Source organism: Cryobacterium glucosi, assembly GCF_004402235.1.
Classification (GTDB): domain Bacteria; phylum Actinomycetota; class Actinomycetes; order Actinomycetales; family Microbacteriaceae; genus Cryobacterium; species Cryobacterium glucosi.
On sequence record NZ_SOFS01000016.1, the window covers coordinates 11,601 to 33,362 of the forward strand.

The following is a 21,762-nucleotide window of genomic DNA, read 5'->3' on the forward strand; positions in this document are numbered from 1 at the left end:
ATTGATTCCAAAAAGCCAGATGAGAGCCAGCGTAAGGCCGCGCCCGAAGAATATTCCGGCACCGACACGACGATGACGTTCAGCCAGGGCTTCGCAGCCCAGCTCGCGGCCGTCGACAACGACGTGACGGCAGAAGAACAGGAAGCGATCTCGGCCCTTCCCTCCGGGTCGGCTCTCCTCGTCGTTCGCCGCGGTCCGAACTCGGGCGCCCGGTTCCTGCTCGATGCCGATGTGACGACCGTCGGTCGGCACCCGCACGCGGACATCTTCCTCGACGACGTGACCGTGTCCCGTCGGCACGCCGAGTTCCTCCGCCACGGAACTTCGTTCGAGGTCAAGGACCTCGTCTCCCTGAACGGCACCTATTTCGAGGGAGTGCGCATCGAAACCGCAGCGCTCCACGACAGGGATGAAGTCCAGGTCGGCAAGTTCCGGCTCACGTTCTACGCCTCGCGACTCGATCTGGCGCCACAGGCGAGCGAGTAGTGGCAGCGTCCTCCGCCCAGGCCAGGCAGCCGGGTGCGACGTCGCTGTTGAGCATCGGACAGGTGCTCGCTCGCCTGACCCCGGATTTTCCAGACCTCACCCCGTCGAAGCTGCGCTTCCTCGAGGAGCAGCGCCTCGTCTCTCCCGCGCGCACCGAATCCGGCTACCGCAAGTTCTGCGCGAGCGACCTCGACCGGCTCCGCCTGATCCTGTCGATGCAGCGCGACCTGTACCTTCCGCTCAAGGTCATCCGGGGCTACCTCAACGACCTCGACGCCGGTAACTCGCCGACGCTGCCCGGGGGAGTGACTCCGGGGCCGTCGATGCTGTCGACCGAACGGCGCCTCAGCCGGGACGAGCTCATCCGCGAGGCCGGGGCATCCGCCGCCCTGCTGCACGACGCCGTGTCCGCCTCGATCATCCTTCCGGCGGAAGTGTACGGTGACGACGCTCTCGGAGTCCTGCGTGCCCTTGTCGAGCTCCAGCACAGCGGGATCGAACCGAGGCACCTGCGCGGCTTCCGCGGCGCGGCAGAACGGGAACTGGGGCTGATCGAGAGCGCCCTGGTGCCGCTGTCCCGACGCAGGGATGCGTCGAGCCGGGCGAAGGCCGCGGAAATGGCCGTCGAAATCGCCGGCAATTTCGAAGTCATCCGCGGCAGCCTGATCCGTTCGGCGCTCGGTCGCCTCACCAGTTAAGCTCGGCCGGATCGCCAGGAAGTCGTAGACTGCTGGAAGCGCCGCCGGACCGAATCCGATCCGGACGAACCCCACCGACGGCAGTCGCACGACACGCCGACGCGTTCGGGCGGATGTCCGGGCCTGGGTCCAGTACCTCGGTAGCGTTGCATCTGCGGCCGCGCCGCACCCCATTCCGAGAGGCCATCGTATGAGCGAGCTCAGCAAGCGTGACGACGCCTCCCGCTACGGTGACGGACTCCTGTTCACAGACGGCATGCCGGACCTCGATGAGAATTCCGGGTACCGGGGCGCCGTCGCGGCCCGTGCCGCCGGCATCACCTACCGCCAGCTGGACTACTGGGCCCGTACCGAACTCGTCGAACCGACGGTGCGCGGTGCGACCGGCTCCGGCACGCAGCGGCTCTACGGCTTCCGCGACATTCTCGTCCTCAAGCTCGTCAAACGCCTCCTCGACACCGGCATCTCACTCCAGCAGATCCGCACGGCCGTCAACCAGCTCCGCGAGTCCGGGGTCAGCGACCTCGCCCAGACGACGCTCATGAGCGACGGCGCGAGCGTCTATCTCTGCACGTCCAACGACGAGGTCATCGATCTCGTCAGCCGCGGCCAGGGCGTCTTCGGAATCGCCGTCGGCAAGGTCCTGCGCGAGGTCGAGACGACCCTCGTCGAGCTCGACTCCCAGCCGTCCGACCCTTCCGACGAACTCGCCGTCCGCCGCCTCGCCCGCAAGGTCTCCTAACCCACCAGCAGGTCGAGCTCGCCATCAGGACTGGCTCGGTGGCAGGACTCGCTCGGTGGCAAGACGCGCTCGCTGGCAGGACTCGCTCGCCGCAAGGACACCCGCTTTCTCGCGGCCCCCGCGATCGAGGTGCGGAAAAGGCACCTTCGTCCCGCCTGGGAAGGTCTTTCGTCCGCAACCCAGCGCGGGAATGTGACCCGGTTTGGGGGCGGATCCGCCTAGCGCTGCTCCGCGTATTCGCCGATGCGTGCGGTGCGGAGGATACGGTCGAGCAGCTGGTCGAAGTAGCGGGCCATCTCCTGCGCGCTGTCGCCGGGCCAGGTGTGCAGCGGCTTCGCGGCGCCCTGCGCCTGCTGCAGCGACGTGCGCTCCGGCAGCTGGGGGCTGAGCACGAGCGGGCCGAACATGTCCCGCAGTTCCTTGATCCGGAACTGGTGTTCGAGGGACGCGATCCTGGCACGATTCACGATGATGCCGAGCGGCTGCAGCCGCGGGCTGAGTCCGCGGCGGATCTCCTCGATCGCGCGCAGTGCGCGGTCGGCGGCGGCGACGGAGAACAGCCCGGGCTCTGTCACGACGGCGACGCGGTCGCTCGCCGCCCACGCGGTCCGGGTCAGGGCGTTGAGGGAGGGCGCGCAGTCGATCAGCACCAGGTCGTAGTCCTTCTCGACCGTGGAGAGGGCTTCTTCGAGCTTCCAGATGTCGCGGATGCTCGGGTGCGGCCCGTCGAAGTTGATGGCGGACGGGCTGCCGATCATGACGTCGATCGTGCCCTGCTGGCCGCGGGTCCAGCCGCTCGGCACGATGGCGGCACGGACGATCTTTTCCTTGGGGGAGGCAAGGACGTCGGCGATGTTCAGGTGGCCGGCGACCTCGATGTCCATGCCGGTCGACACGTCCGATTGCGGGTCGATGTCGACGACCAGGGTCCGTACGCCGCGGGCGAAGGCAGCAGACGCCAGACCCAGGGTCACTGTGGTCTTGCCTACTCCTCCCTTGAGGGAGCTAACGCTTAGTACGTGCACAAGTAGATACGTTACCTTCACTAGTCTTAGAGAACCTAACCGCCAGCTGTGTGCCCGTCGCCTCCTGAAAGGTCTGTATGTTCACGAAGATTCTTGTTGCCAACCGCGGAGAAATCGCGATTCGCGCGTTTCGTGCAGCGTATGAACTCGGCGCGAAAACCGTCGCCGTTTATCCGTTCGAAGACCGGAATTCCCTCCATCGCCTGAAGGCGGACGAGGCGTACCAGATCGGCGAACCCGGGCACCCGGTCAGGGCATACCTGACCGTGAGCGAGATCATCCGGGTGGCCGTCGAGAGCGGCGCCGACGCCATTTACCCCGGCTACGGCTTCCTTTCCGAGAACCCCGAGCTCGCACTCGCCGCCCGCGAGGCCGGCATCACCTTCATCGGCCCCGGCGAGCACGTGCTCGAAATGGCCGGAAACAAGGTCACCGCCAAGGAGCACGCGATCGCTGCTGGCGTTCCCGTGCTCAAGTCGAGCGCGCCATCGAAGGACCTCGACGAGCTCATCGCCGCAGCTGCTGACATCGGCTTCCCGATCTTCGCCAAGGCCGTCGCCGGCGGCGGCGGCCGCGGCATGCGCCGCGTCGCGAGCATGGAGGACCTGCGCGGTTCCCTCGAGGAGGCCATGCGCGAGGCCAACAGCGCCTTCGGCGACTCGACCATGTTCCTCGAGCAGGCCGTGCTCCGCCCCCGGCACATCGAAGTGCAGATCCTCGCGGACTCGACCGGCGAAACCGTGCACCTCTTCGAGCGGGACTGCTCCGTGCAGCGCCGCCACCAGAAGGTCATCGAGATCGCGCCGGCCCCGAACCTCAGCGACGAGATCCGTACCCGTCTCTACGCGGATGCCGTGGCTTTCGCCCGCTCCATCGGTTACGTCAACGCGGGCACCGTCGAGTTCCTGCTCGACACCGTCGGGGAGCGCGCAGGCCAGCACGTCTTCATCGAGATGAACCCGCGGATCCAGGTCGAGCACACCGTGACGGAAGAGGTCACAGACGTCGACCTCGTCGTCGCCCAGATCCGCATCGCCGCGGGGGAGACCCTCGCCGAACTCGGGCTCCTCCAGGACCAGATCCACCTGCGCGGCGCCGCGCTCCAGTGCCGCATCACCACCGAGGACCCCACGATGGGGTTCCGGCCGGACACCGGGAAGATCACGACGTATCGCTCACCCGGCGGGGCAGGCATCCGCCTCGACGGTGGAACCATCAACCCGGGCGCGCAGATCAGCCCGCACTTCGACTCGATGCTCGCGAAGCTCACCTGCCGCGGTCGCGACTTCACCGCAGCCGTCACGCGCTCCAAGCGGGCACTCGCCGAGTTCCGCATCCGCGGCGTCTCCACGAACGTCGCCTTCCTCCAGGCCGTCCTGGAAGACCCGGGCTTCGCGGCCGGCGACCTCAGCACCTCCTTCATCGACGAACGGCCAGACCTGCTCCGCGCCCGCGTCTCGAAGGACCGTGGAACGAAGATCCTGAACTGGCTCGCCGACGTCACCGTCAACAAGCCGAACGGGGTCCCGATCACCCTGCTGAACCCGGCAGAGAAGCTTCCGAAGCTCGACCTCAGCGTCCCGGCCCCCGCGGGCTCCCGCCAGCGGCTGCAGCTGCTCGGCCCGGCCGGTTTCGCCGCGGAACTCCGCGCCCAGACCGCACTCGCCGTGACGGACACCACGTTCCGCGACGCCCACCAGTCGCTCCTGGCGACCCGCGTGCGCACGAGGGACCTCGTCGCCGTCGCGCCGTACGTCGCCCGGATGACGCCGGAGCTCCTCTCGATCGAGGCCTGGGGCGGCGCGACCTACGACGTCGCGCTCCGCTTCCTCGGCGAGGACCCGTGGGAACGGCTCGCCGCCCTGCGGGCCGCGCTCCCGAACATCAACGTGCAGATGCTGCTCCGCGGCCGGAACACGGTCGGATACACGCCGTACCCGACGGAGGTCACCGACGCCTTCGTGCGGGAAGCGTCCGACACGGGCGTCGACATCTTCCGGATCTTCGACGCCCTCAACGACGTCTCGCAGATGCGCCCGGCGATCGAGGCCGTCCTCGGCACCGGAACGAGCATCGCCGAGGTCGCACTCTGCTACACGGGCGACCTGCTCGACCCCGCGGAGGACCTCTACACGCTCGACTACTACCTGCGCCTCGCGGAGCAGATCGTCGACACCGGCGCGCACATCATTGCGATCAAGGACATGGCCGGGCTGCTTCGCCCGGCGGCCGCGGAGAAGCTCGTCGGAGCGCTTCGCGAACGCTTCGCGCTCCCGGTGCACGTCCACACCCACGACACTCCCGGCGGCCAGCTCGCGACCCTGCTCGCCGCCGCGCGCGCGGGCGCCGACGCTGTCGACGTCGCGAGCGCACCGATGGCCGGCACCACGAGCCAGCCTTCTGCGTCCTCGCTCGTCGCCGCGCTCGCGCACACCGAACGCGACACCGGCATCTCGCTCAAGGCCGTCTGCGACCTCGAACCATACTGGGAAGACGTGCGCCGCGTCTACCACCCCTTCGAATCGGGACTCCGGGCCCCGACCGGGCGGGTCTACAGCCACGAGATCCCCGGTGGCCAGCTCTCCAACCTCCGCACCCAGGCCGTCGCACTCGGCCTCGCCGACGACTTCGAGCTCATCGAGGACATGTACGCCGCCGCGAACCAGATCCTCGGCCGCGTTCCCAAGGTCACGCCCTCGTCCAAGGTCGTCGGCGACCTCGCCCTCTACCTCGCCGCCGTCCGCGCCGATCCGGAGGACTTCGCCGCGAACCCGGGCAACTACGACGTGCCAGACTCGGTGATCGGCTTCATGGCCGGCGAACTGGGCGACCTGCCCGGCGGCTGGCCGGAGCCCTTCCGCAGCAAGGTGCTCGCCGGTCGCAGCATCCACATCGGCGTCACCGAGCTGACAGCACCCGAGCGCGAGGCGCTCGACGGCGACAGCCTGACCCGTCGCTCGATGCTCAACCAGCTGCTCTTCCCCGGACCGACCCGCCAGTTCGAGCAGATCCGCGAGCTGTTCGGCGACCTCTCCGTCGTCGACACCGTCGACTACCTCAACGGGCTGCAGCAGGGTATCGAACACTCGGTCGAGATCGACAAGGGCGTTCGCCTCTACGTCGGACTCGAGGCGATCGGCGAGGCGGACGACAAGGGCATGCGCACCGTCATGACCACGCTCAACGGCCAGCTGCGCCCCGTGTTCGTGCGCGACCGCGGCATCACCGTGAGCACCAAGGCCGCCGAGAAAGCGGATGCGAACCGGCCGGGCCAGGTCGCGGCTCCCTTCTCCGGGGTGGTCACCCTGCAGGTCGAGGAAGGCGCGATCGTCGAGGCCGGCCAGACCGTCGCATCCATCGAAGCCATGAAAATGGAGGCGGCCATCACCTCCCCGATCGCCGGTGTCGTCGAGCGGGTGGCGATCCCGAAGACGCAGCAGGTGGACGCCGGCGACCTCCTCGTGGTGGTGCGCCCGCGCTAGGCTGAAGGTCGATCGGCCGTCGCCCACCGTGGCGCCGGCCGGCCGGGGGCCCAGGCCGGGCCGATATTTTCACGACGAAGGGACGGACTGTGGTGCCGGAAAAGCGCACGGATACCGGAATCTCTTCGACGGGCGGCGGAGACGCGCAGCCCGGTGACGAGTACAACAGCGAGCTGCCGCCGCACACGATCGACAACCTCGCCGCTGCGCTGCCGGCAGGGCTCGCAGCCGCACCCCTCGCGTCGCCGGCGCTCGGGAGTACCGGGCCCGGGGGCGATGCTGGCCGCCCCGCGACGCACACCATCGAGATCAACACCGGGCCGGGCATCCGCGTCCCGGCCGGCGACCGCGTGACCCGGAACGACCGCGCCGACCGGGGTGAGCGCCTCGGCGCCGCCGCAGCAGGGGCCGTGCAGTCCCTCTCCGGCCCTGCGCAGACCGGTCCGGCGGATGCCGGGGCGCAGTCCCGCAGGGAGCGCCTGCGGCCCGATGGCGGCACCGTCCCGGAATCGGCGGCCATGCTCACGTCGGAACGCCTGCTCGCGGTCAATCGCCGCACCCAGCCGCCGCCCCACGGAGGCTGGAACGCCTTCGTCTACGCCGCGACGCTGCACCTCGTGAACCTCGGCGACTCGGCGAAGGTCCGCGCCCACAAGGACATGGACGCCCTGATCCGCAAGGAGTTCGATGGCGGCACCCGGTTCGTGCCGATCCTCACCCGCAAGGGCGGTGTCGGCAAGACCACGGTCACGGCCCTGCTCGGCATGGCCCTCGCCGACGCACGCGAAGACCGCATCATCGCCGTCGACGCCAACCCCGACCGCGGCACCCTCTCCGAACGGGTCAGCAAGCAGACGAGGTCGACCGTGCGCGACGTCGTCACGAAGGCCGCGTCCATCGGTGGCTTCACCGACTTCTCCACCCTCGTGTCCCGCGACGCGACCCGGCTCGACATCCTCGCCTCCGACACAGACCCGCTCCTGTCCGAAGCCTTCGACGAGGACGACTACAACGTGGTGGCCGACCTCGCGGCCCGGTACTACTCGATCATGCTCACCGATTGCGGCACCGGGATCGTGCACTCCGTGATGCGGGCGACCCTGCAGCGTGCTGACTCGATCGTGGTCGTCTCCGGAGGCAGCGTCGACGAAGCCAGGCTCGCCTCTGAGACCCTGACCTGGCTCGACGCCAACGGCTACGGCGACCTCGTCCGCAACTCGATCGTCGCGCTCAACACCGCGACCCAGGGCACCAACCTCGTGAAACTCGAGGAGATCGAGTCGCACTTCCGGTCGAGGGTCCGCGAGATCGTGCGTATCCCCTACGACCCGCAACTGGCGGCGGGGAGCGTGATCTCGTGGGAGAACCTGAAACCGATCACCCGGCTTGCCGCCCGCACCCTTGCTGCTCTCGTGGTCGAGGGCCTTCCCGCCCACCGCGGCGCGTGAAGCGCACCCGGTCAACCGACGTGCCCGTATCAACTGACTTGGAGTATTCCTGTGCCTGAGCGCCAGATCCGTCTCTTCGGAGATCCCGTTTTGAAGACCGTGTCCGCGCCGATCGAGATCATCGACGACCGGGTCACCCGGCTCGTCGTCGATCTCCTCGACAGCGTGCGCCTGCCCGGCCGCGCCGGCGTCGCCGCTGCCCAGATCGGCGTCAACCTGCGCGCGTTCAGTTACAACGTCGATGGCGTGATCGGGTACATCCTGAACCCCGTCGTCGTCGAGGTATCCGGCGAGCCCGCCCTCGTCGAAGAGGGCTGCCTGTCCGTTCCCGGCCTGTGGTACCCCACCAAGCGGTACCCGTTCGCGAGGGTCACCGGAACCGACCTCGCCGGCGAGCCCGTCGAACTCGCCGGCGACGGGCTGATGGCCCAGGCCCTGCAGCACGAGACCGACCACCTCGACGGTTTCCTCTACATCGACAAGCTCGACAAGGAGAACCGCCGGGCGGCCATGAAGGAGATCCGCGAGTCGGACTGGTTCTGACCGACGGTCAGCGCACGACCGGGTTCTGCTCGGTGACGACGGGCACGCCCTGGTACATGCCCTCGATGGTCGCGGAGAAGTCCCGCATGATCACGTCGCGCTTGATGCTGAGCTTCGGCGTGAGATAGCCGTTGTCCTCGGTGAGCTCGACGGTGAGGATCACGAACTTGCGGATCGACTCCGCACGCGACACGTGGGAGTTGGCGTGGTCGATGGCACGCTGCACCTCGGCGAGCACCGCAGGATTGACGGCCGCCTCGGCAAGTGACATCGAGGCATCCTCGCCGTTGTTGTGCAGCCAGACCGCGAGCATGTCGGGGTCGAGTGTGACGAGCGCAGCGATGAAGGGCTTGCGGTCCCCGACGACGATGACCTGGCCGACGAGGGGGTTGGAGCGGATCGGGTCCTCGAGCGCGGCAGGGGCGACGTTCTTGCCGCCCGCCGTGACGATGATCTCCTTCTTGCGTGCCGTGATGGTGACGAAGCCGTCCGCGTCGAAGTCGCCGATGTCGCCCGTGCGGAACCAGCCGTCGTCGAAGGCGGCCTGGGTCGCCTCCGGGTTGTGCCAGTACTCCTTGAAGACGTTGACGCCCTTCACCTCGATCTCGCCGTCGTCCATGATGCGGATCGAGACGCCGGGGATGGGAGGGCCGACGGTACCGACCTTGAACTGGTCTGTGCGGCCGACCGTCGCAGGGGCCGTGGTCTCGGTGAGCCCGTAGCCCTCGAGGATCTTGATGCCGAGGCTGTGGTAGAAGTGGCCGAGGAACTCGCCGAGGGGAGCGGAGCCGGAGACGGCGTAGCGCACCTTCCCGCCCATGGCCGTGCGGAGCTTGCTGTAGACGAGACGGTCGAAGATCGCGAACCGGATCTTCATCGAGAGGCTCACCGGGGTTCCCTCGGCGAGTGCCTTGGAGTGCTTGACGGCGAGGTGCGCGGCCGCCTCGAAGATCTTGCCGCGACCGGCGGCCTCTGCCTTCTGCTCCGCCGAGTTGTAGACCTTCTCGAACACCCGCGGAACCGCGAGAAGGAACGTCGGCTTGAAGGTCGCGAGCGCAGGCAGCAACTGCCGGGTGTCCGGCTGGTGGCCGACCCGCACGTTCCCGTGCACGCACAGCACGGCGATGAACCGGGCGAAGACGTGCGCGGTCGTGATGAACAGCAGGGTGGATGCGCCGTCCTCGTGGGTGAGGACGTCCGAGAGGGCGACGCCCGCGTTCCGGGAGGTCTCGACGAAGTTGGAGTGCGTGAGCACGCACCCCTTCGGCCGTCCGGTGGTTCCTGCGGTGTAGATCAGGGTCGCGATGTCTGCGCCGGTCGCGAGGTGGCGGCGGCGCTCGATCTCGGCATCCGGAACGTTGACGCCTCCGGCGACGATCTTCGCGAGGTCGCCGAGGTCGATCTGCCAGACGGTTCCGATGTTCGGAAGGTCGGGGTGCACCTCGTCGAACTTGGCGAAGTGGTCGGCGGTCTCGAGGATCACGGCGGCGGCGCCGGAGTCGCCGAGGATCCACTGCATCTGGGTGGGAGAGCTGGTCTCGTAGACCGGGACCAGGACGGCGCCGGCGTACCAGGTCGCGAAGTCGATCAGGGTCCACTCGTAGCGCGTCTTGCACATCAGGCCGATTTTGTCGCCGGGTTCGATGCCTGCTGCGACGAGCCCCTTGGCGAGGCCAACGACCTGACGGTGGAATTCGGATGTGGTCACGGGAGCCCAGCCGGCACCGCGGGGAACCGAGAAAAGCACGGAATCCGGGGTCGCGGCGAGGCGATCTGCGAGGAGGTCGGTGATGTTCGCCCCTGGATCGGCAGGGACGACTGCGGGCATATCGAACTGTTTCACGGCAACTCCTCTGGTACCGGGCGGATGTGCACACTCTAGCCGGGCGGAATGCGGAGCAGTCGTTTCGACTCGCAGCGCCGCGGCTCAGTACACTCTAGAGGGACGCCTCAGCATAAGTGTGTGCTGAGCTGGGCGGATGCCCGAGACTATCTACGAAAGAGGCCGGCTGTGCACGCCATTGGAATCGACATCGGCGGCACGAAGATAGCTGGAGCCCTGGTCGACGAGTTCGGCACCATTCTCCGTTCCGAGCGCACGCCCACAACGGCGGGGGACCCGCGCGCCATCGAAGACGCCGTCGTCGAGATGATCCAGAAACTCGCCGTCGGAGAGGACGTCATCGCGGCCGGCGTGGCAGCTGCCGGCTTCATCGACTCCGCGCAGTCCACGGTGTACTACGCCCCCAACATCAACTGGCGCAACGAACCGCTCCGGGCGACCCTCGAGGAGCGGCTCAACCTCCCGATCCTGATCGAGAACGACGCGAACGCGGCCGGTTGGGCCGAATTCTGTTTCGGTGCCGGCCAGGTCTACAGCGACATGGTCACGCTGACCATCGGCACCGGTGTCGGCGGCGCGATCGTTTCCAACGACCGCCTGTTCCGCGGCGGCTTCGGCTGCGGCGCAGAGCTCGGCCACGTGCGCATCGTCCCGGACGGCCTGCCGTGCGGCTGCGGTGCCCAGGGCTGCATCGAGCAGTACGGCTCTGGCAGGGCCCTGCTCCGCATCGCCAACTCCCTTGCGGATGCCGGCGGTATCGGCCTCGGCCTCGCATCCGCCCGTGACCGCAAGGGCAAGCTCAGCGGCAAGGACGTCGGCCGCCTGATCCAGGACGGCGACCCGGGGGCACTCGCGGCCCTCCGCCAGCTCGGCGACGCGCTCGGCCAGGCCTGCGCCTCGCTCGCGGCCGTGCTCGACCCGCAGATCTTCGTCTTCGGCGGGGGAGTCGCCGACGCCGGCGAGCTGCTCCTCGAACCGATTCGCACCGCGTACCTCGAAAACCTTCCGGCACGGGGCTACCATCCCGAAGCGGAATTCGCGATTGCCCAACTCGTCAACGATGCCGGAGTTGTCGGCGCTGCAGACCTGGCGCGGAAGCACGTCTTCCCGATCTAGGCTGTGCCCGACCCAAGAAGAGAGCGACCGATGTTCTACTGGATCATGAAAAACATTGTCGTCGGACCCCTCCTACTTGGGCTCTTCCGGCCGTGGGTGGTGGGCCTCGAGAACATTCCCAGGACAGGGGGAGTCATCCTCGCGAGCAATCACCTCTCGTTCATCGACTCGGTGTTCCTGCCGCTCGTGGTGCCGCGCCGGGTGATCTTCCTCGCCAAGAGCGAATACTTCACCGGAACCGGGCTCAAGGGCTGGGCGACGAAGCAGTTCTTCAAGGCGACCGGTCAGCTCCCCATCGACCGCTCGGGCGGCAAGGCCTCCGAGGACTCGCTCAACACGGGCCTGCGGGTCCTCTCCGGCGGCGGCGTGCTCGGCATCTACCCGGAGGGCACCCGCAGCCCCGACGCGAAGATGTACCGCGGCCGCACCGGGGTGGCCCGGATGCTCCTCGAGGCCGGGGTGCCCGTCGTTCCCGTCGCGATGATCGACACCGAGAAGGCCATGCCGACCGGCACGAGGATCCCGAAGATCCGCCGGATCGGGATCGTGATCGGAAAACCCCTCGACTTCAGCCGCTTCGAGGGGCTGGAGGGGGACAGGTTCGTGCTCCGCAGCGTGACCGACGAGCTGATGTACGAGCTCCAGGCCCTCAGCAAGCAGGAGTACGTCGACGTGTACGCCACGAGCGTGAAAGAAAAGCGCGCCAGTCTTTCGCGATAAGATCGCGTATCCCTTCCCGGCTCTTCCAGCCAGTCCCCTGGCGCGCACTCCGCGCGCCAACCAAGAGAAAACAGAGATAGTCCTGTGGTAGACACTACCGAACCCGTCGTTGTGGCCGATGAAGCTGTGATCGCCGGTCTGGACTATTGGCGCACTCTTCCCATCAAGCAGCAGCCGACGTGGCCGGACGCAGGCGCCGTCGCAGCGGCATCCGCCGAACTGTCGACGCAGCCGCCCCTGGTCTTCGCCGGCGAGGTCGACATCCTGCGCGACCGGCTCGCCCAGGCCGCCGCAGGGCACGCGTTCCTGCTCCAGGGCGGCGACTGCGCGGAGACCTTCAGCGGTGCGACCGCCGAGCAGATCCGGAACCGGGTCAAGACCGTGCTGCAGATGGCCGTCGTGCTCACCTACGGCGCCTCGATGCCCGTGATCAAGATGGGCCGGATGGCCGGCCAGTTCGCGAAGCCGCGCTCGAGCGACTTCGAGACCCGCGGCGGCGTCACCCTGCCTGCCTACCGCGGCGACATCGTCAACGGCTACGACTTCACCCCCGAATCCCGCGAGGCAGACCCTGCCCGACTGGTCAAGGGGTACCACACGGCCGCGTCGACGCTCAACCTGATCCGTGCGTTCACCCAGGGCGGTTTCGCCGACCTGCGCCAGGTGCACAGCTGGAACCAGGGCTTCGCCGCGAACCCCGCGAACCAGCGCTACGAGAAGGTGGCCAAGGAGATCGACCGGGCCATCAAGTTCATGATCGCGTGCGGTGCTGACTTCGAGGCGATGCGTCGCACCGAGTTCTACACGAGCCACGAGGGCCTGCTAATGGACTACGAGCGCCCGATGACGCGGATCGACTCCCGCACCGGAACCCCGTACAACACCTCAGCGCACTTCATCTGGATCGGTGAGCGCACCCGCGACCTCGACGGCGCCCACGTCGACTTCCTGTCCCGGGTGCGGAACCCGATCGGGGTCAAGCTCGGCCCGAGCACCTCGGCAGACGACATGCTGCGCCTCGTCGACAAGCTCGACCCGAACCGCGAGCCCGGCCGCCTCACCTTCATCACCCGGATGGGAGCAGGCAAGGTGCGCGACGCGCTCCCGCCGCTCCTCGAGGCGATCAAGGCGAGCGAGGCCAAGCCGCTCTGGATCACGGACCCGATGCACGGCAACGGCGTGACCACGCCGACCGGGTACAAGACGCGTCGTTTCGACGACGTCGTCGACGAGGTCCGCGGCTTCTTCGAGGCCCACCGCGCGGTCGGAACCCACCCGGGCGGCGTGCACGTCGAGCTCACCGGCGACGACGTCACCGAGTGCCTCGGCGGCTCGGAGCACATCGACGAGGCCGACCTCGCGACCCGCTACGAATCGCTCTGCGACCCGCGGCTCAACCACATGCAGTCCCTCGAGCTCGCCTTCCTCGTCGCCGAGGAGCTCGCAGCCCGCTGACCCGCAGGCATCCCGCCAGAGTGCCGCCGTACCCGCCGAGATCACCCGGCAGGGCGGCGGCACTCGGCGCATCCGGCGCCTCTCGAGGTCTGAGCGGATGCCGCGCACCCGGAACAGGGACGCGCGCCCGCCGCGCCGCTGCGCGCCAGGCATGCCGGCAGCGGAACAGCGCATCTGGCGCGACGGTTGCATCGAGCGGACGCATGGTGATGGACACACGGCGCGCGAATCAGGCGGAGAAGCTGATCTTGACCTTTGACTTTGGCGGAACGAGCGTTCCCGCAGCTGGGTCCGTCTTCGTCACGATGAAGAAGGAGCCGGCCCCCGGCGTATCCGCAAAGAGGTTGTAGTCGAGCGTGAGGCCCGCTGCCTCGAGTATCTTCTTGGCGTCGGTCCAGTTCTTGCCGACGACATCCGGAATCGGGATCGGCGCGGGGCCCTTCGACGTCGTGAGCACGTAGGTGTCTCCGGCGCGGACCGGGCCGTCCTTCTGGGGAGCGGCGCTGACCACGTCTCCCTCGTCGATCGTGTCGCTGTAGACGGAGTCGCCGGTGGTGGCGAGCAGGCCCTTGTCCTTCAACAGCGACGTCGCCGTGTTCACCGACTTGCCGGAGACGTTCGGCACCGAGCCGAGCGAGGCGACGAGGTTGACCTTCATGCCTTCGAAGTACGGGCCGCCCTGGGAGACCTCGGTGCCATCGCTCTCCCGGGTCGCCGACATGACGATGCCGGCGGCGACCTCGCCGGAGAAGACCTGGTCCACCGTGCCGATCGCGGCGTTCAGCCCCGTGACAGCGGAGGACGCGGCATCCGTGGTGAGGCCGGCGAGCGGGGGAAGCGTGATCGGCTGCGGCCCCTGCGATACGTAGAGCGTGACCGCGTTGCCCTTCTTCACGTGGCCGCCTTCGCCGGGGTCGGTGCTCGCGACCAGTCCTGCCGCAATGGTTCCGCTGTATTGCTGCGCGAGAGCGGACTGGAGTCCGAGTTCGGCGAGCTGGGCGGCGGCGGCGTCCGGGGCGACGGAGACGAGTGACGGCACCTCGACCTGTGACCCGGGGCCGCTGCCGAAGTACCAGCCGGTGCCCGTGCCGAGGCCGGCGAGCAGGAGAACGAGCGCGAAGAGCCAGTACCCGCGTACCTTGCGGCGTCGGGTCTTCGTGCTGAGGAGTTCCGCGTCCTTCGGCGGCTTCACGACGGGCGCGGGCAGCACGGTCGTCGCACCGGGGGCCTGCGCCGCGGCGCCGAAGATCATGGTGTCGGCATCGGCCTGGGCGGCCGCCGCACCGCTCGGCATCAGCAGGGTCTGCTGCACTCCGGTTTCGCCGTCGAAGGGGCGCATCTGCTTCTCGACGTCGAGGAGCTGGTCGAGCATGACCTTCGCGTCCCGGGGGCGCTGCTCGGGGTCCCTGGCGGTCGCCCAGCTCACGAGCTCGTCGAGTTCGTGCGGGACGGTCGTGACGCGCAGGCTCGGCATCGGCACCGTGTCATTGGCGTGCTGGTAGGCGATCTGCATCGGAGCCTCGCCGACGTACGGCTGTTCGCCGGTGAGCATCTCGTAGGTCATGATCCCGAGGGCGTAGATGTCGCTGCGCGCATCGGCGATACCGCGCGTGACGAGCTCGGGGGAGAGGTAGGCGATCGTGCCGAGCAGCGCCTGCCCGGTTGCGGTGTTGTTGTTGGCGGCGCGGGCGAGCCCGAAGTCGCCGATCTTGATCCGCCCGTCATCGGCGAGCAGCACGTTCTCGGGTTTCAGGTCGCGGTGCACGATGCCGGCCTTGTGCGCTGCGGCGAGGCCGGACAGCACCGCCTCGAGGATGTCGATGGTCTGTTCGCTCGTGAGGCGCCCGTAGTCCTTGAGCAGGTCGCGCAGCGTGATGCCCGGCAGGTACTCCATCACGAGGTACGCCATGTCGGCGTCCTGGCCCTGGTCGTAGACGTTGACGACGTTCGGGTGGGCGAGGCGCGCAGCCGAACGGGCCTCCTGGACGAACCGCGCCTTGAAGGCATTGTCGTCGGCAAGGTGGCCGTGCATCACCTTGAGCGCCACCCGGCGCTCGAGGCGCAGGTCGGTGGCGAGGTAAACGGTCGCCATTCCGCCCCGGGCGATGCGAGAGCGCACCTGATATCGGCCGTCTATCAGACGGCCGATCATCGGATCGGCAGGACTATCGCTCACCAGTCGAGTCTAGGGAGAAGCGGGCAGATCCGCTGCTGGACACTCGCACGGCACGGCTGATCAGCCGAGTTCGGAGAGCCAAAAACGGGCAGAGGTCTCCCACTTCGCGTAGTAGTCGGGGAAGGCGGAGAGTTGTACGGCCTGCGCCGCCTGGGTGACGGAGAGTCCGTCCCAGCCGGGAATGTCGAGCAGCCCCCTGGTGACCCCGGGGTTCGGGTTTCCGGCGCCGCCGAAGAACGCCTGGCTCGCCCGGACCGGGTCCATCACCTGGTCCGGCGACCCCCACCCCTTGCCTGGGCGCTGCTGGAAGAGTCCGAGTGAGTCCCGGTCGCCGTAGTGGACGTTCCGCAGTCCCGATTCCTGGGCGGCGGCGACGAGGGCGATGACGAGGCCCTGGTCGTTCACGCCGGCCGCACGGCCGGTCGCCACGATGATCCGGGCGTTGGCGCGCATTTCGTCGGAGAGCGGCGTGACCTGGCCGAGGACGGCAGTGGGAGCCGGCCCGGGTTCGGGCGCCGGCAACGGGGTGACGGACGCCGTGGCGACCGATTCCGCCGCGGGCGCGGGGATCGAGAGCTGCTGGCCGGGGTAGATGATGCTCGACCAGCCGAGGTTGTTCGCCTGCAGGATCGCGCGGATGGACACTCCGGCGGCTGCCGCGATCGTCGAGACGGTTTCTCCCGTTGCGATCGTGTGACTCGCGCCGGGCGCGGCGGTCGTCGCGCTGACGAGCGCAACAGCCGGGGCCGCTGCTGCCGGGGCCGAACCGGTGGGAATGACGAGGGCCTGGCCCGGAAAGATGATACTCGCCCTGTCGAGGCCGTTGGCGCTCAGCACGGCCGCGACCGCGATGCCGTGCGCGGCCGCTATCCCGCTGATGGTGTCGCCCGTCACGATCGTGTAGCGCGTGAGTTCACTGGCAACCGGCGTGGGGGCAGGGGCCGCTGCCGGGGCGGCACCCTCGGCGAGGGTGAGTTGCTGGCCGGGGAAGATCTTCGTCGACCAGCTCAGCCCGTTGCTCGCGAGGACGGCAGCGGTCGAGAGCCCGAACCTGCTCGCGATGCCGCTCACGGTGTCGCCGGCGACGACCGTGTACTGGTTCGGTGCAGCCTCGGCCTGCACGCGTTGCGCAGGGGCGCTGGTCCCAGCGGATGCCGGCAGCTGCGCCGGGTTCTTGAGCGGCTTCCGGCTCAGGGAGGCTGCCTCGGCGGGCGACGCAAGATTGAGACCGATGGCGACCGTGCACGCCACGGCGAGCGGCAGGGCCGCGAACATGCCGAGCGCGCGGGAACGGATGGCCGAGGACTTGCGGGGCCTGGCGGGGACGAGCTCGCCACTGGCCGGCGGTCGAACGATCCTGTTGGACTGTGCTGACATGACGCTCCATTCAGATTGGTCTGACACTCAGATGCTGTCGAGCCGAAAACCGCCGCCCGAGCTTGAGACTGGCTACAACCTTCACCGTGTCCACGAGCGTTAACTTGTCCACGACCTTCAACGTTTTCACACATGACTGCCGGAGTCAATCGGTATGACCCCCATCCGGGCCGCACGGAGCGCGCACCGGGGCATCCGGTGTTTGAAGTGGCCCGGGAATCATGGGAGGCTTGGAGGGTGACCGATTCGTTTTCAGATCAACCCTGGCTGACCATCCCCGACCTCGTTTCCCTGCTCGGGACCAGTCAAAGCCGGGTTCGCCAACTCATCGATGACAAGCAGCTCCTCGCGATCCGCCGGAACGGTGTGATCTCGGTGCCGGCCGCATTCGTCAAGGACGGTTCCCCGCTCCCTGAACTCCGCGGCACCCTGATCGTGCTCGCCGATGACGGCTTCACCGACGAGCAGGCCATGCAGTGGCTGCTCGAGGTCGACGACAGCCTCGGTGTCCCGCCGATCCAGGCACTTCTCGCCGGTCGTAAGGCCGAGGTCCGCCGCGTCGCCCAGGCGCTCGCCTAGCCACAGGTTCGACCCCGGGCCCAGTTCACACGGCGAGCCCCTTCACACGGCGAGCCCCTCGGCTCGCCCCGCTCCCGGCTCGCCCCGGTCTCAGAACGACCGGCGTGTCACGGTTTCGGCGAGCCTCTCGAGCTGGTCCCGCATGTCGGGGGCGATCGGAGAGGCGTGGAGCGCGCCGCGCGCATCCGCGACCTGGTCCGTGATGAGCGTCTCGACGCTCTCGACGGCTCCGCTGGCCCTGATGAGTTCCTGCAGCGACAGGATCTGGGCCGCGTCGAGCCCCGGGTCTCCGAGGAGTCCGTCGAGGTACTCCCGCGCGGCCGGTTCGAGCGCGCGCCTGGCGAGTGCGATGAGCACGGTGCGCTTGCCCTCCCGCAGGTCGTCACCGCTCGGTTTGCCCGTCACGGCCGCGTCGCCGAACACTCCGAGCAGGTCGTCGCGGAGCTGGTATGCGATGCCGAGCGGAAGCCCGAAGGCGCGCAACGCGTCGAGGTGGTCCGTGTCGGCGCCCGCGAGTGCCGCCCCGATGACGAGGGGAGCCTGGACGCTGTACTTCGCGGACTTGAAGACGATGACCCGCATGGCGCGTTCGAGCAACTCTTCCTCCTGCTGCACGAGCCAGGCCCTTTCCTCGAGGATGTCGAGGTACTGACCGGCTGTCACCTCCGTGCGCATCTGGTTGAATTCGTGGCGACCGAGCCTGGCCGCCACAGGATCTGCGGAGGCCTGGAGGCCCTCGTCGAGGAGCTCGTCGCTCCACCCGAGGAGCAGGTCCCCGAGAAGGATGGCGGAGGCCCGACCGAACTCGACAGGAGCGCCGGCCCAGCCGCCCGTGGCATGCAGGGATTCGAAGAGTTTATGGGCGGATGCCGAACCCCTGCGGGTGTCCGAATTGTCGATGATGTCGTCGTGGACGAGGGCGGCGGCATGGAAGATTTCGAGGGCGGCGGCCGCCGCGATGACCGGCGCGGAATCGAGTGCGTCCGAACCGGGGACGCTCTGCCAGCCCTGGTGGCAGAACTGGGCCCGGAAGCGCTTACCACCGCTGAGAAACTGCCGTGAGAAGTTCACCAGCGCGCTAAGATCCGGGCTGACAGTAGTCACAATTAGTTGACGGGTTTTCAGGAATTTGTCGATGCGAGTTTGAACCAGATCGACCAGTTGATTGCTTTCAGCCACCCGCCTAGCCTAGCTATCGCGGCGGGGCTAGAATTGGGATTCACCGGTGATCCTACAGAGGAGGAATAAGATGCCGCTTTCGGAACAAGAGCAGCGACTCCTTGAAGAGATGGAGCGCGGGCTCTACCACAACGACTCCGACTTCGTCGCGACCGTTGGCGGTTCATCGCTTCGCCCGAACTACCGCTCGATCGCCCTCGGCGTTCTCGCGGTCGTCGCCGGTATCGGGGGACTGATCGCCGGAGTCGCAGTGCAGCAGCTGTGGCTCGGAATCCTCGGCTTCGTCGTCATGTTCGCAGGGGTATTGCTCGCCACGTCACCGGGCAAGGCCGCCCGCAGGCTGTCGTCCTCCGGCTTCTCATCCTCCGGCACGTCACCGTCCGGGACGAGCGGGTCACGCCCGTCGGGTTCCGGCAAGTCCGGCCGCGGGTTCATGGACCGTCTCAATGACCGTTGGGATCGACGCCAGGACGGCAACTAGCCCTTCGGCTCCCATCCTCCACAGCACGACCGAAACTTCACAAAAGCAGGGCCGATCACAGATCGGCCCTTTTTTTGTGCCCAAAATCGACTCTCGACCCCGCTCGCCCTTGGATTTCCCTCCACCCATCACTTAGCCTGTTCATCTGGTATTTTTCTAGAAATTTACTCGTTGATCGTGGCATTTCCCGTTTTCGTGGTCCAAAGTGGAGTAAAGTGGAGTAACACCTGAACTTGGCCGGAAGAGAAGGGGTGATGAATGTTCCTCGGGACCTATGCCCCCAAGCTCGACGACAAGGGACGCGTCATCCTCCCCGCGAAGTTCCGTGAGCAGTTGTCCACCGGCATCGTGATGACCCGCGGCCAGGAGCACTGCCTCTACGTCTTCACGACCCGGGCGTTCGAGGAACTGCACGAAAAGATCAAGCAGGCCCCGATCACGAGCAAGCAGGGCCGTGACTTCCTCCGGGTCTTCACCTCCGGAGCCAGTGCGGAAACTCCCGACAGCCAGAACCGCGTCACCATCCCCGCCAACCTCCGCAGCTATGCCGGCCTCGACCGCGAACTCACGGTGATCGGTGCGGGCGACCGTGTCGAGATCTGGGACACCGAGGCCTGGGACCTGTACCTCGCCGAACAGGAAACCTCGTTCGCCAACACCACGGAGGAGGTGATTCCGGGACTCTTCTAGAACCTGGCGCCTGACTCCCAGCCGTACGCCCTGACACACTTCCCCGGTGCCAGGACTGCCGGATGGGGATCAGGATCCAGGAACTACTCCCCGGGACCATGAACATCGACGAAATCCATACCCCCGTACTGCTCGAACGCTGTGTCGAGCTCCTCGCGCCGGCCCTGAACCAGCCCGGCGCCGTGCTCGTCGACGCGACCCTCGGCATGGCCGGGCACTCCGAGGCCTTCCTGACCCGCTTCCCAGGACTCACCCTCGTCGGCCTCGACCGTGACCTCGAGGCGCTCTCGATCGCCGAGGAGCGCCTCAAGCCGTTCCGCGACCGGATCCACCTCGTGCACACCGTCTACGACGGCATCCAGGACGCCCTCGACTCCCTCGGCATCGAAGAGGTCCAGGGCGTGTTCTTCGACCTCGGAGTCTCCTCGCTCCAGCTCGACCGGGTCGAACGCGGCTTCTCGTACTCCAAGGACGCTCCGCTCGACATGCGGATGGACAACACGAGCGACCTGACGGCGGAGCACATCCTCGCGACGTACAGCGAGTCCGAACTGCGCCGGATCTTCCACGAGTACGGCGAAGAGAAACTCGCGGCACGCTACGCCAAGGCCATCGTCGAGGCTCGGTCCACCGCCCCTCTCGTCCGCTCGGCCGAGCTCGTCGCGATCCTCACGAAGGTCACCCCCGTCGTCGTCCAGCGCACCGGACACCCGGCGAAGCGGGTCTTCCAGGCCCTGCGCATCGAGGTCAACCAGGAACTCTCCGTTCTCGAACGCGCGATCCCCGCCGCCCTCGATGCCGTCGCCGTGCACGGCCGGATCGTCGTGGAGGCCTACCAGTCGCTCGAGGACCGGATCGTCAAGAAGGCGCTCGCCCGGGCATCCACCTCGAGCGCCCCCGCCGGCCTGCCCATCGAGCTGCCGGAACACAAGCCACTGTTCACACAGTTGATCCGGGGCGCCGAACTCGCCTCGGAAGAAGAAAAGGCGAGAAACCCCCGTGCGACGTCGGTCAGACTTCGCGCCGCCGAGCGACTGAGGAGAGCCGGATGAGCGACAATCTCGCACGCGTGCTGCGACCGAACTGGGAAAGTGCCCCCCGGCACGACACCCCCGACCAGAAACCGCTGGACGCTCCGGCAGGCCAGCCAGGCTCGCGGCTTCGCCACATCGAGATCGTCGCAACGCGCAGCCAGCGCCGGGCACGACCCAAGATCGCCTTCGCCCTGTCCGCCGTCGCCGGGGTCGCGGTGATCATTGTCGCGCAGCTCCTGCTGAGCGTCGGAATCTCGCAGGGCGCGTACGAGGTGTCCCGCCTGCAGGCCAGCCAGACGGAACTCAGCCGCACCGCCGACAGCGTCACGGAGGACCTCGTCCGGGTCTCCTCCCCGCAGAGCCTCGCGGCCAACGCCGAGGCCATCGGCATGATCAGCAACTCCAACCCGGTCTACCTGCGCCTCTCCGACTCCGCAGTGCTCGGCGCCCCGAGTTCCGCAACGGGCAGTCAGGCCGGTGCGGCGAGTCTCGTGCCGAACGCGCTGCTCACCGGCGTACCTTTGGTGACACAGCCAGCCCAGGCCACCGGGCAGGGCGCGAGCGTCGCCGGCGCCGCGACGTCACCAGCCACCACGACCGCCCCGACAACCTCAACCGCCGCCGTGCCAGCCCCTGGCGCCGGACTCCCGACGCCCACGACTCGCTAGAACGCATTCCCGCACGAGCC

The 21,762-nt window shown here is 67.8% G+C and carries 19 protein-coding genes; 14 read left to right on the forward strand and 5 right to left on the reverse strand.

What is annotated here, in order from left to right; translation table 11 throughout:
* The first annotated feature begins 72 nt into the window (after nt 1-72).
* The 3 genes from E3O46_RS06680 (at nt 73) to E3O46_RS06690 (ending at nt 1,926) form a co-directional block, all read left to right on the forward strand.
* Nucleotides 73-486: an FHA domain-containing protein gene (locus E3O46_RS06680; protein WP_134446136.1), complete on the forward strand. Its 414-nt coding sequence runs from the start codon at nt 73-75 to the stop codon at nt 484-486.
* A complete protein-coding gene (ftsR, locus tag E3O46_RS06685) occupies nt 486-1,184 on the forward strand; it encodes a transcriptional regulator FtsR (protein ID WP_134561384.1) in 699 nt (232 codons plus the stop codon). The genes E3O46_RS06680 and ftsR overlap by 1 nt, the downstream gene beginning before the upstream one ends.
* A gap of 190 nt (nt 1,185-1,374) precedes the next feature.
* Nucleotides 1,375-1,926: a MerR family transcriptional regulator gene (locus E3O46_RS06690; RefSeq protein ID WP_134446113.1), complete on the forward strand. Its 552-nt coding sequence runs from the start codon at nt 1,375-1,377 to the stop codon at nt 1,924-1,926.
* Between the two features lie 218 nt (nt 1,927-2,144).
* Here the strand turns inward: E3O46_RS06690 and E3O46_RS06695 are convergent, their stop codons facing one another.
* Complete coding sequence (locus tag E3O46_RS06695; protein WP_134446112.1) at nt 2,145-2,951, reverse strand: ParA family protein; 807 nt, start codon at nt 2,949-2,951, stop codon at nt 2,145-2,147.
* Nucleotides 2,952-3,028: 77 nt separating this feature from the next.
* On the opposite strand from E3O46_RS06695, the gene E3O46_RS06700 reads away from it, so the two are divergent.
* From E3O46_RS06700 to def, 3 genes are all read left to right on the forward strand, one after another.
* A complete protein-coding gene (locus E3O46_RS06700) occupies nt 3,029-6,433 on the forward strand; it encodes a pyruvate carboxylase (RefSeq protein WP_134561385.1) in 3,405 nt (1,134 codons plus the stop codon).
* Between the two features lie 89 nt (nt 6,434-6,522).
* Complete coding sequence (locus E3O46_RS06705) at nt 6,523-7,881, forward strand: MinD/ParA family ATP-binding protein (protein WP_241987352.1); 1,359 nt, start codon at nt 6,523-6,525, stop codon at nt 7,879-7,881.
* A gap of 51 nt (nt 7,882-7,932) precedes the next feature.
* Nucleotides 7,933-8,424 (forward strand): peptide deformylase, encoded by a 492-nt coding sequence (gene def / locus E3O46_RS06710; protein WP_134446110.1) that lies wholly within the window; start codon nt 7,933-7,935, stop codon nt 8,422-8,424.
* A gap of 7 nt (nt 8,425-8,431) precedes the next feature.
* Here the strand turns inward: def and E3O46_RS06715 are convergent, their stop codons facing one another.
* Nucleotides 8,432-10,267, reverse strand: a complete 1,836-nt coding sequence (locus tag E3O46_RS06715) for an AMP-dependent synthetase/ligase (RefSeq protein WP_134446109.1) — start codon at nt 10,265-10,267, stop codon at nt 8,432-8,434.
* 168 nt (nt 10,268-10,435) lie between these two features.
* Here E3O46_RS06715 and E3O46_RS06720 point away from each other — a divergent pair, with 168 nt between their 5' ends.
* The 3 genes from E3O46_RS06720 to E3O46_RS06730 all read left to right on the forward strand — a co-directional run bounded on the left by E3O46_RS06720 (nt 10,436) and on the right by E3O46_RS06730 (nt 13,558).
* Nucleotides 10,436-11,383, forward strand: a complete 948-nt coding sequence (locus tag E3O46_RS06720; RefSeq protein ID WP_134446108.1) for an ROK family glucokinase — start codon at nt 10,436-10,438, stop codon at nt 11,381-11,383.
* Between the two features lie 30 nt (nt 11,384-11,413).
* On the forward strand, nt 11,414-12,103 hold the full coding sequence (locus E3O46_RS06725) for a lysophospholipid acyltransferase family protein (RefSeq protein WP_134558345.1): 690 nt from the start codon (nt 11,414-11,416) through the stop codon (nt 12,101-12,103).
* Between the two features lie 84 nt (nt 12,104-12,187).
* Nucleotides 12,188-13,558: a class II 3-deoxy-7-phosphoheptulonate synthase gene (locus E3O46_RS06730; protein WP_370295004.1), complete on the forward strand. Its 1,371-nt coding sequence runs from the start codon at nt 12,188-12,190 to the stop codon at nt 13,556-13,558.
* Nucleotides 13,559-13,787: 229 nt separating this feature from the next.
* Here the strand turns inward: E3O46_RS06730 and pknB are convergent, their stop codons facing one another.
* On the reverse strand, nt 13,788-15,710 hold the full coding sequence (gene pknB, locus E3O46_RS06735; protein WP_478213398.1) for a Stk1 family PASTA domain-containing Ser/Thr kinase: 1,923 nt from the start codon (nt 15,708-15,710) through the stop codon (nt 13,788-13,790).
* 84 nt (nt 15,711-15,794) lie between these two features.
* Entirely contained in the window at nt 15,795-17,111 is a 1,317-nt protein-coding gene (locus E3O46_RS06740) for a muramidase family protein (RefSeq protein ID WP_241987353.1), read from the reverse strand.
* Between the two features lie 237 nt (nt 17,112-17,348).
* On the opposite strand from E3O46_RS06740, the gene E3O46_RS06745 reads away from it, so the two are divergent.
* Nucleotides 17,349-17,690 carry an Rv2175c family DNA-binding protein gene (locus E3O46_RS06745; RefSeq protein ID WP_134446104.1) on the forward strand — a complete coding sequence of 114 codons (342 nt, stop codon included), beginning with the start codon at nt 17,349-17,351 and terminating at the stop codon, nt 17,688-17,690.
* A 90-nt stretch (nt 17,691-17,780) separates the two neighbouring features.
* Here E3O46_RS06745 and E3O46_RS06750 read toward each other — a convergent pair whose 3' ends face one another.
* On the reverse strand, nt 17,781-18,869 hold the full coding sequence (locus tag E3O46_RS06750) for a polyprenyl synthetase family protein (protein ID WP_134561387.1): 1,089 nt from the start codon (nt 18,867-18,869) through the stop codon (nt 17,781-17,783).
* Between the two features lie 70 nt (nt 18,870-18,939).
* On the opposite strand from E3O46_RS06750, the gene E3O46_RS06755 reads away from it, so the two are divergent.
* From E3O46_RS06755 to ftsL, 4 genes are all read left to right on the forward strand, one after another.
* On the forward strand, nt 18,940-19,350 hold the full coding sequence (locus E3O46_RS06755; RefSeq protein ID WP_134446102.1) for a DUF3040 domain-containing protein: 411 nt from the start codon (nt 18,940-18,942) through the stop codon (nt 19,348-19,350).
* Nucleotides 19,351-19,608: 258 nt separating this feature from the next.
* Complete coding sequence (gene mraZ / locus E3O46_RS06760) at nt 19,609-20,040, forward strand: division/cell wall cluster transcriptional repressor MraZ (protein WP_134446101.1); 432 nt, start codon at nt 19,609-19,611, stop codon at nt 20,038-20,040.
* Nucleotides 20,041-20,138: 98 nt separating this feature from the next.
* Nucleotides 20,139-21,092 carry a 16S rRNA (cytosine(1402)-N(4))-methyltransferase RsmH gene (gene rsmH / locus E3O46_RS06765; RefSeq protein ID WP_134446133.1) on the forward strand — a complete coding sequence of 318 codons (954 nt, stop codon included), beginning with the start codon at nt 20,139-20,141 and terminating at the stop codon, nt 21,090-21,092.
* Nucleotides 21,089-21,742: a cell division protein FtsL gene (ftsL, locus tag E3O46_RS06770; RefSeq protein WP_134446100.1), complete on the forward strand. Its 654-nt coding sequence runs from the start codon at nt 21,089-21,091 to the stop codon at nt 21,740-21,742. The genes rsmH and ftsL overlap by 4 nt, the downstream gene beginning before the upstream one ends.
* Nucleotides 21,743-21,762: the final 20 nt, after the last annotated feature.

Excerpts from the sequence above, each read along its gene's own strand:
- E3O46_RS06680 (WP_134446136.1), top strand. The coding sequence starts at position 73 with ATGACGTTCAGCCAGGGCTTCGCAGCCCAGCTCGCGGCCGTCGACAAC.
- E3O46_RS06690 (WP_134446113.1), top strand. The coding sequence starts at position 1,375 with ATGAGCGAGCTCAGCAAGCGTGACGACGCCTCCCGCTACGGTGACGGA.
- E3O46_RS06700 (WP_134561385.1), top strand. The coding sequence starts at position 3,029 with ATGTTCACGAAGATTCTTGTTGCCAACCGCGGAGAAATCGCGATTCGC.
- E3O46_RS06725 (WP_134558345.1), top strand. The coding sequence starts at position 11,414 with ATGTTCTACTGGATCATGAAAAACATTGTCGTCGGACCCCTCCTACTT.
- pknB (WP_478213398.1), bottom strand. The coding sequence starts at position 15,710 with ATGATCGGCCGTCTGATAGACGGCCGATATCAGGTGCGCTCTCGCATC.
- E3O46_RS06740 (WP_241987353.1), bottom strand. The coding sequence starts at position 17,111 with ATGTCAGCACAGTCCAACAGGATCGTTCGACCGCCGGCCAGTGGCGAG.
- E3O46_RS06755 (WP_134446102.1), top strand. The coding sequence starts at position 18,940 with ATGCCGCTTTCGGAACAAGAGCAGCGACTCCTTGAAGAGATGGAGCGC.
- mraZ (WP_134446101.1), top strand. The coding sequence starts at position 19,609 with ATGTTCCTCGGGACCTATGCCCCCAAGCTCGACGACAAGGGACGCGTC.
- rsmH (WP_134446133.1), top strand. The coding sequence starts at position 20,139 with ATGAACATCGACGAAATCCATACCCCCGTACTGCTCGAACGCTGTGTC.
- ftsL (WP_134446100.1), top strand. The coding sequence starts at position 21,089 with ATGAGCGACAATCTCGCACGCGTGCTGCGACCGAACTGGGAAAGTGCC.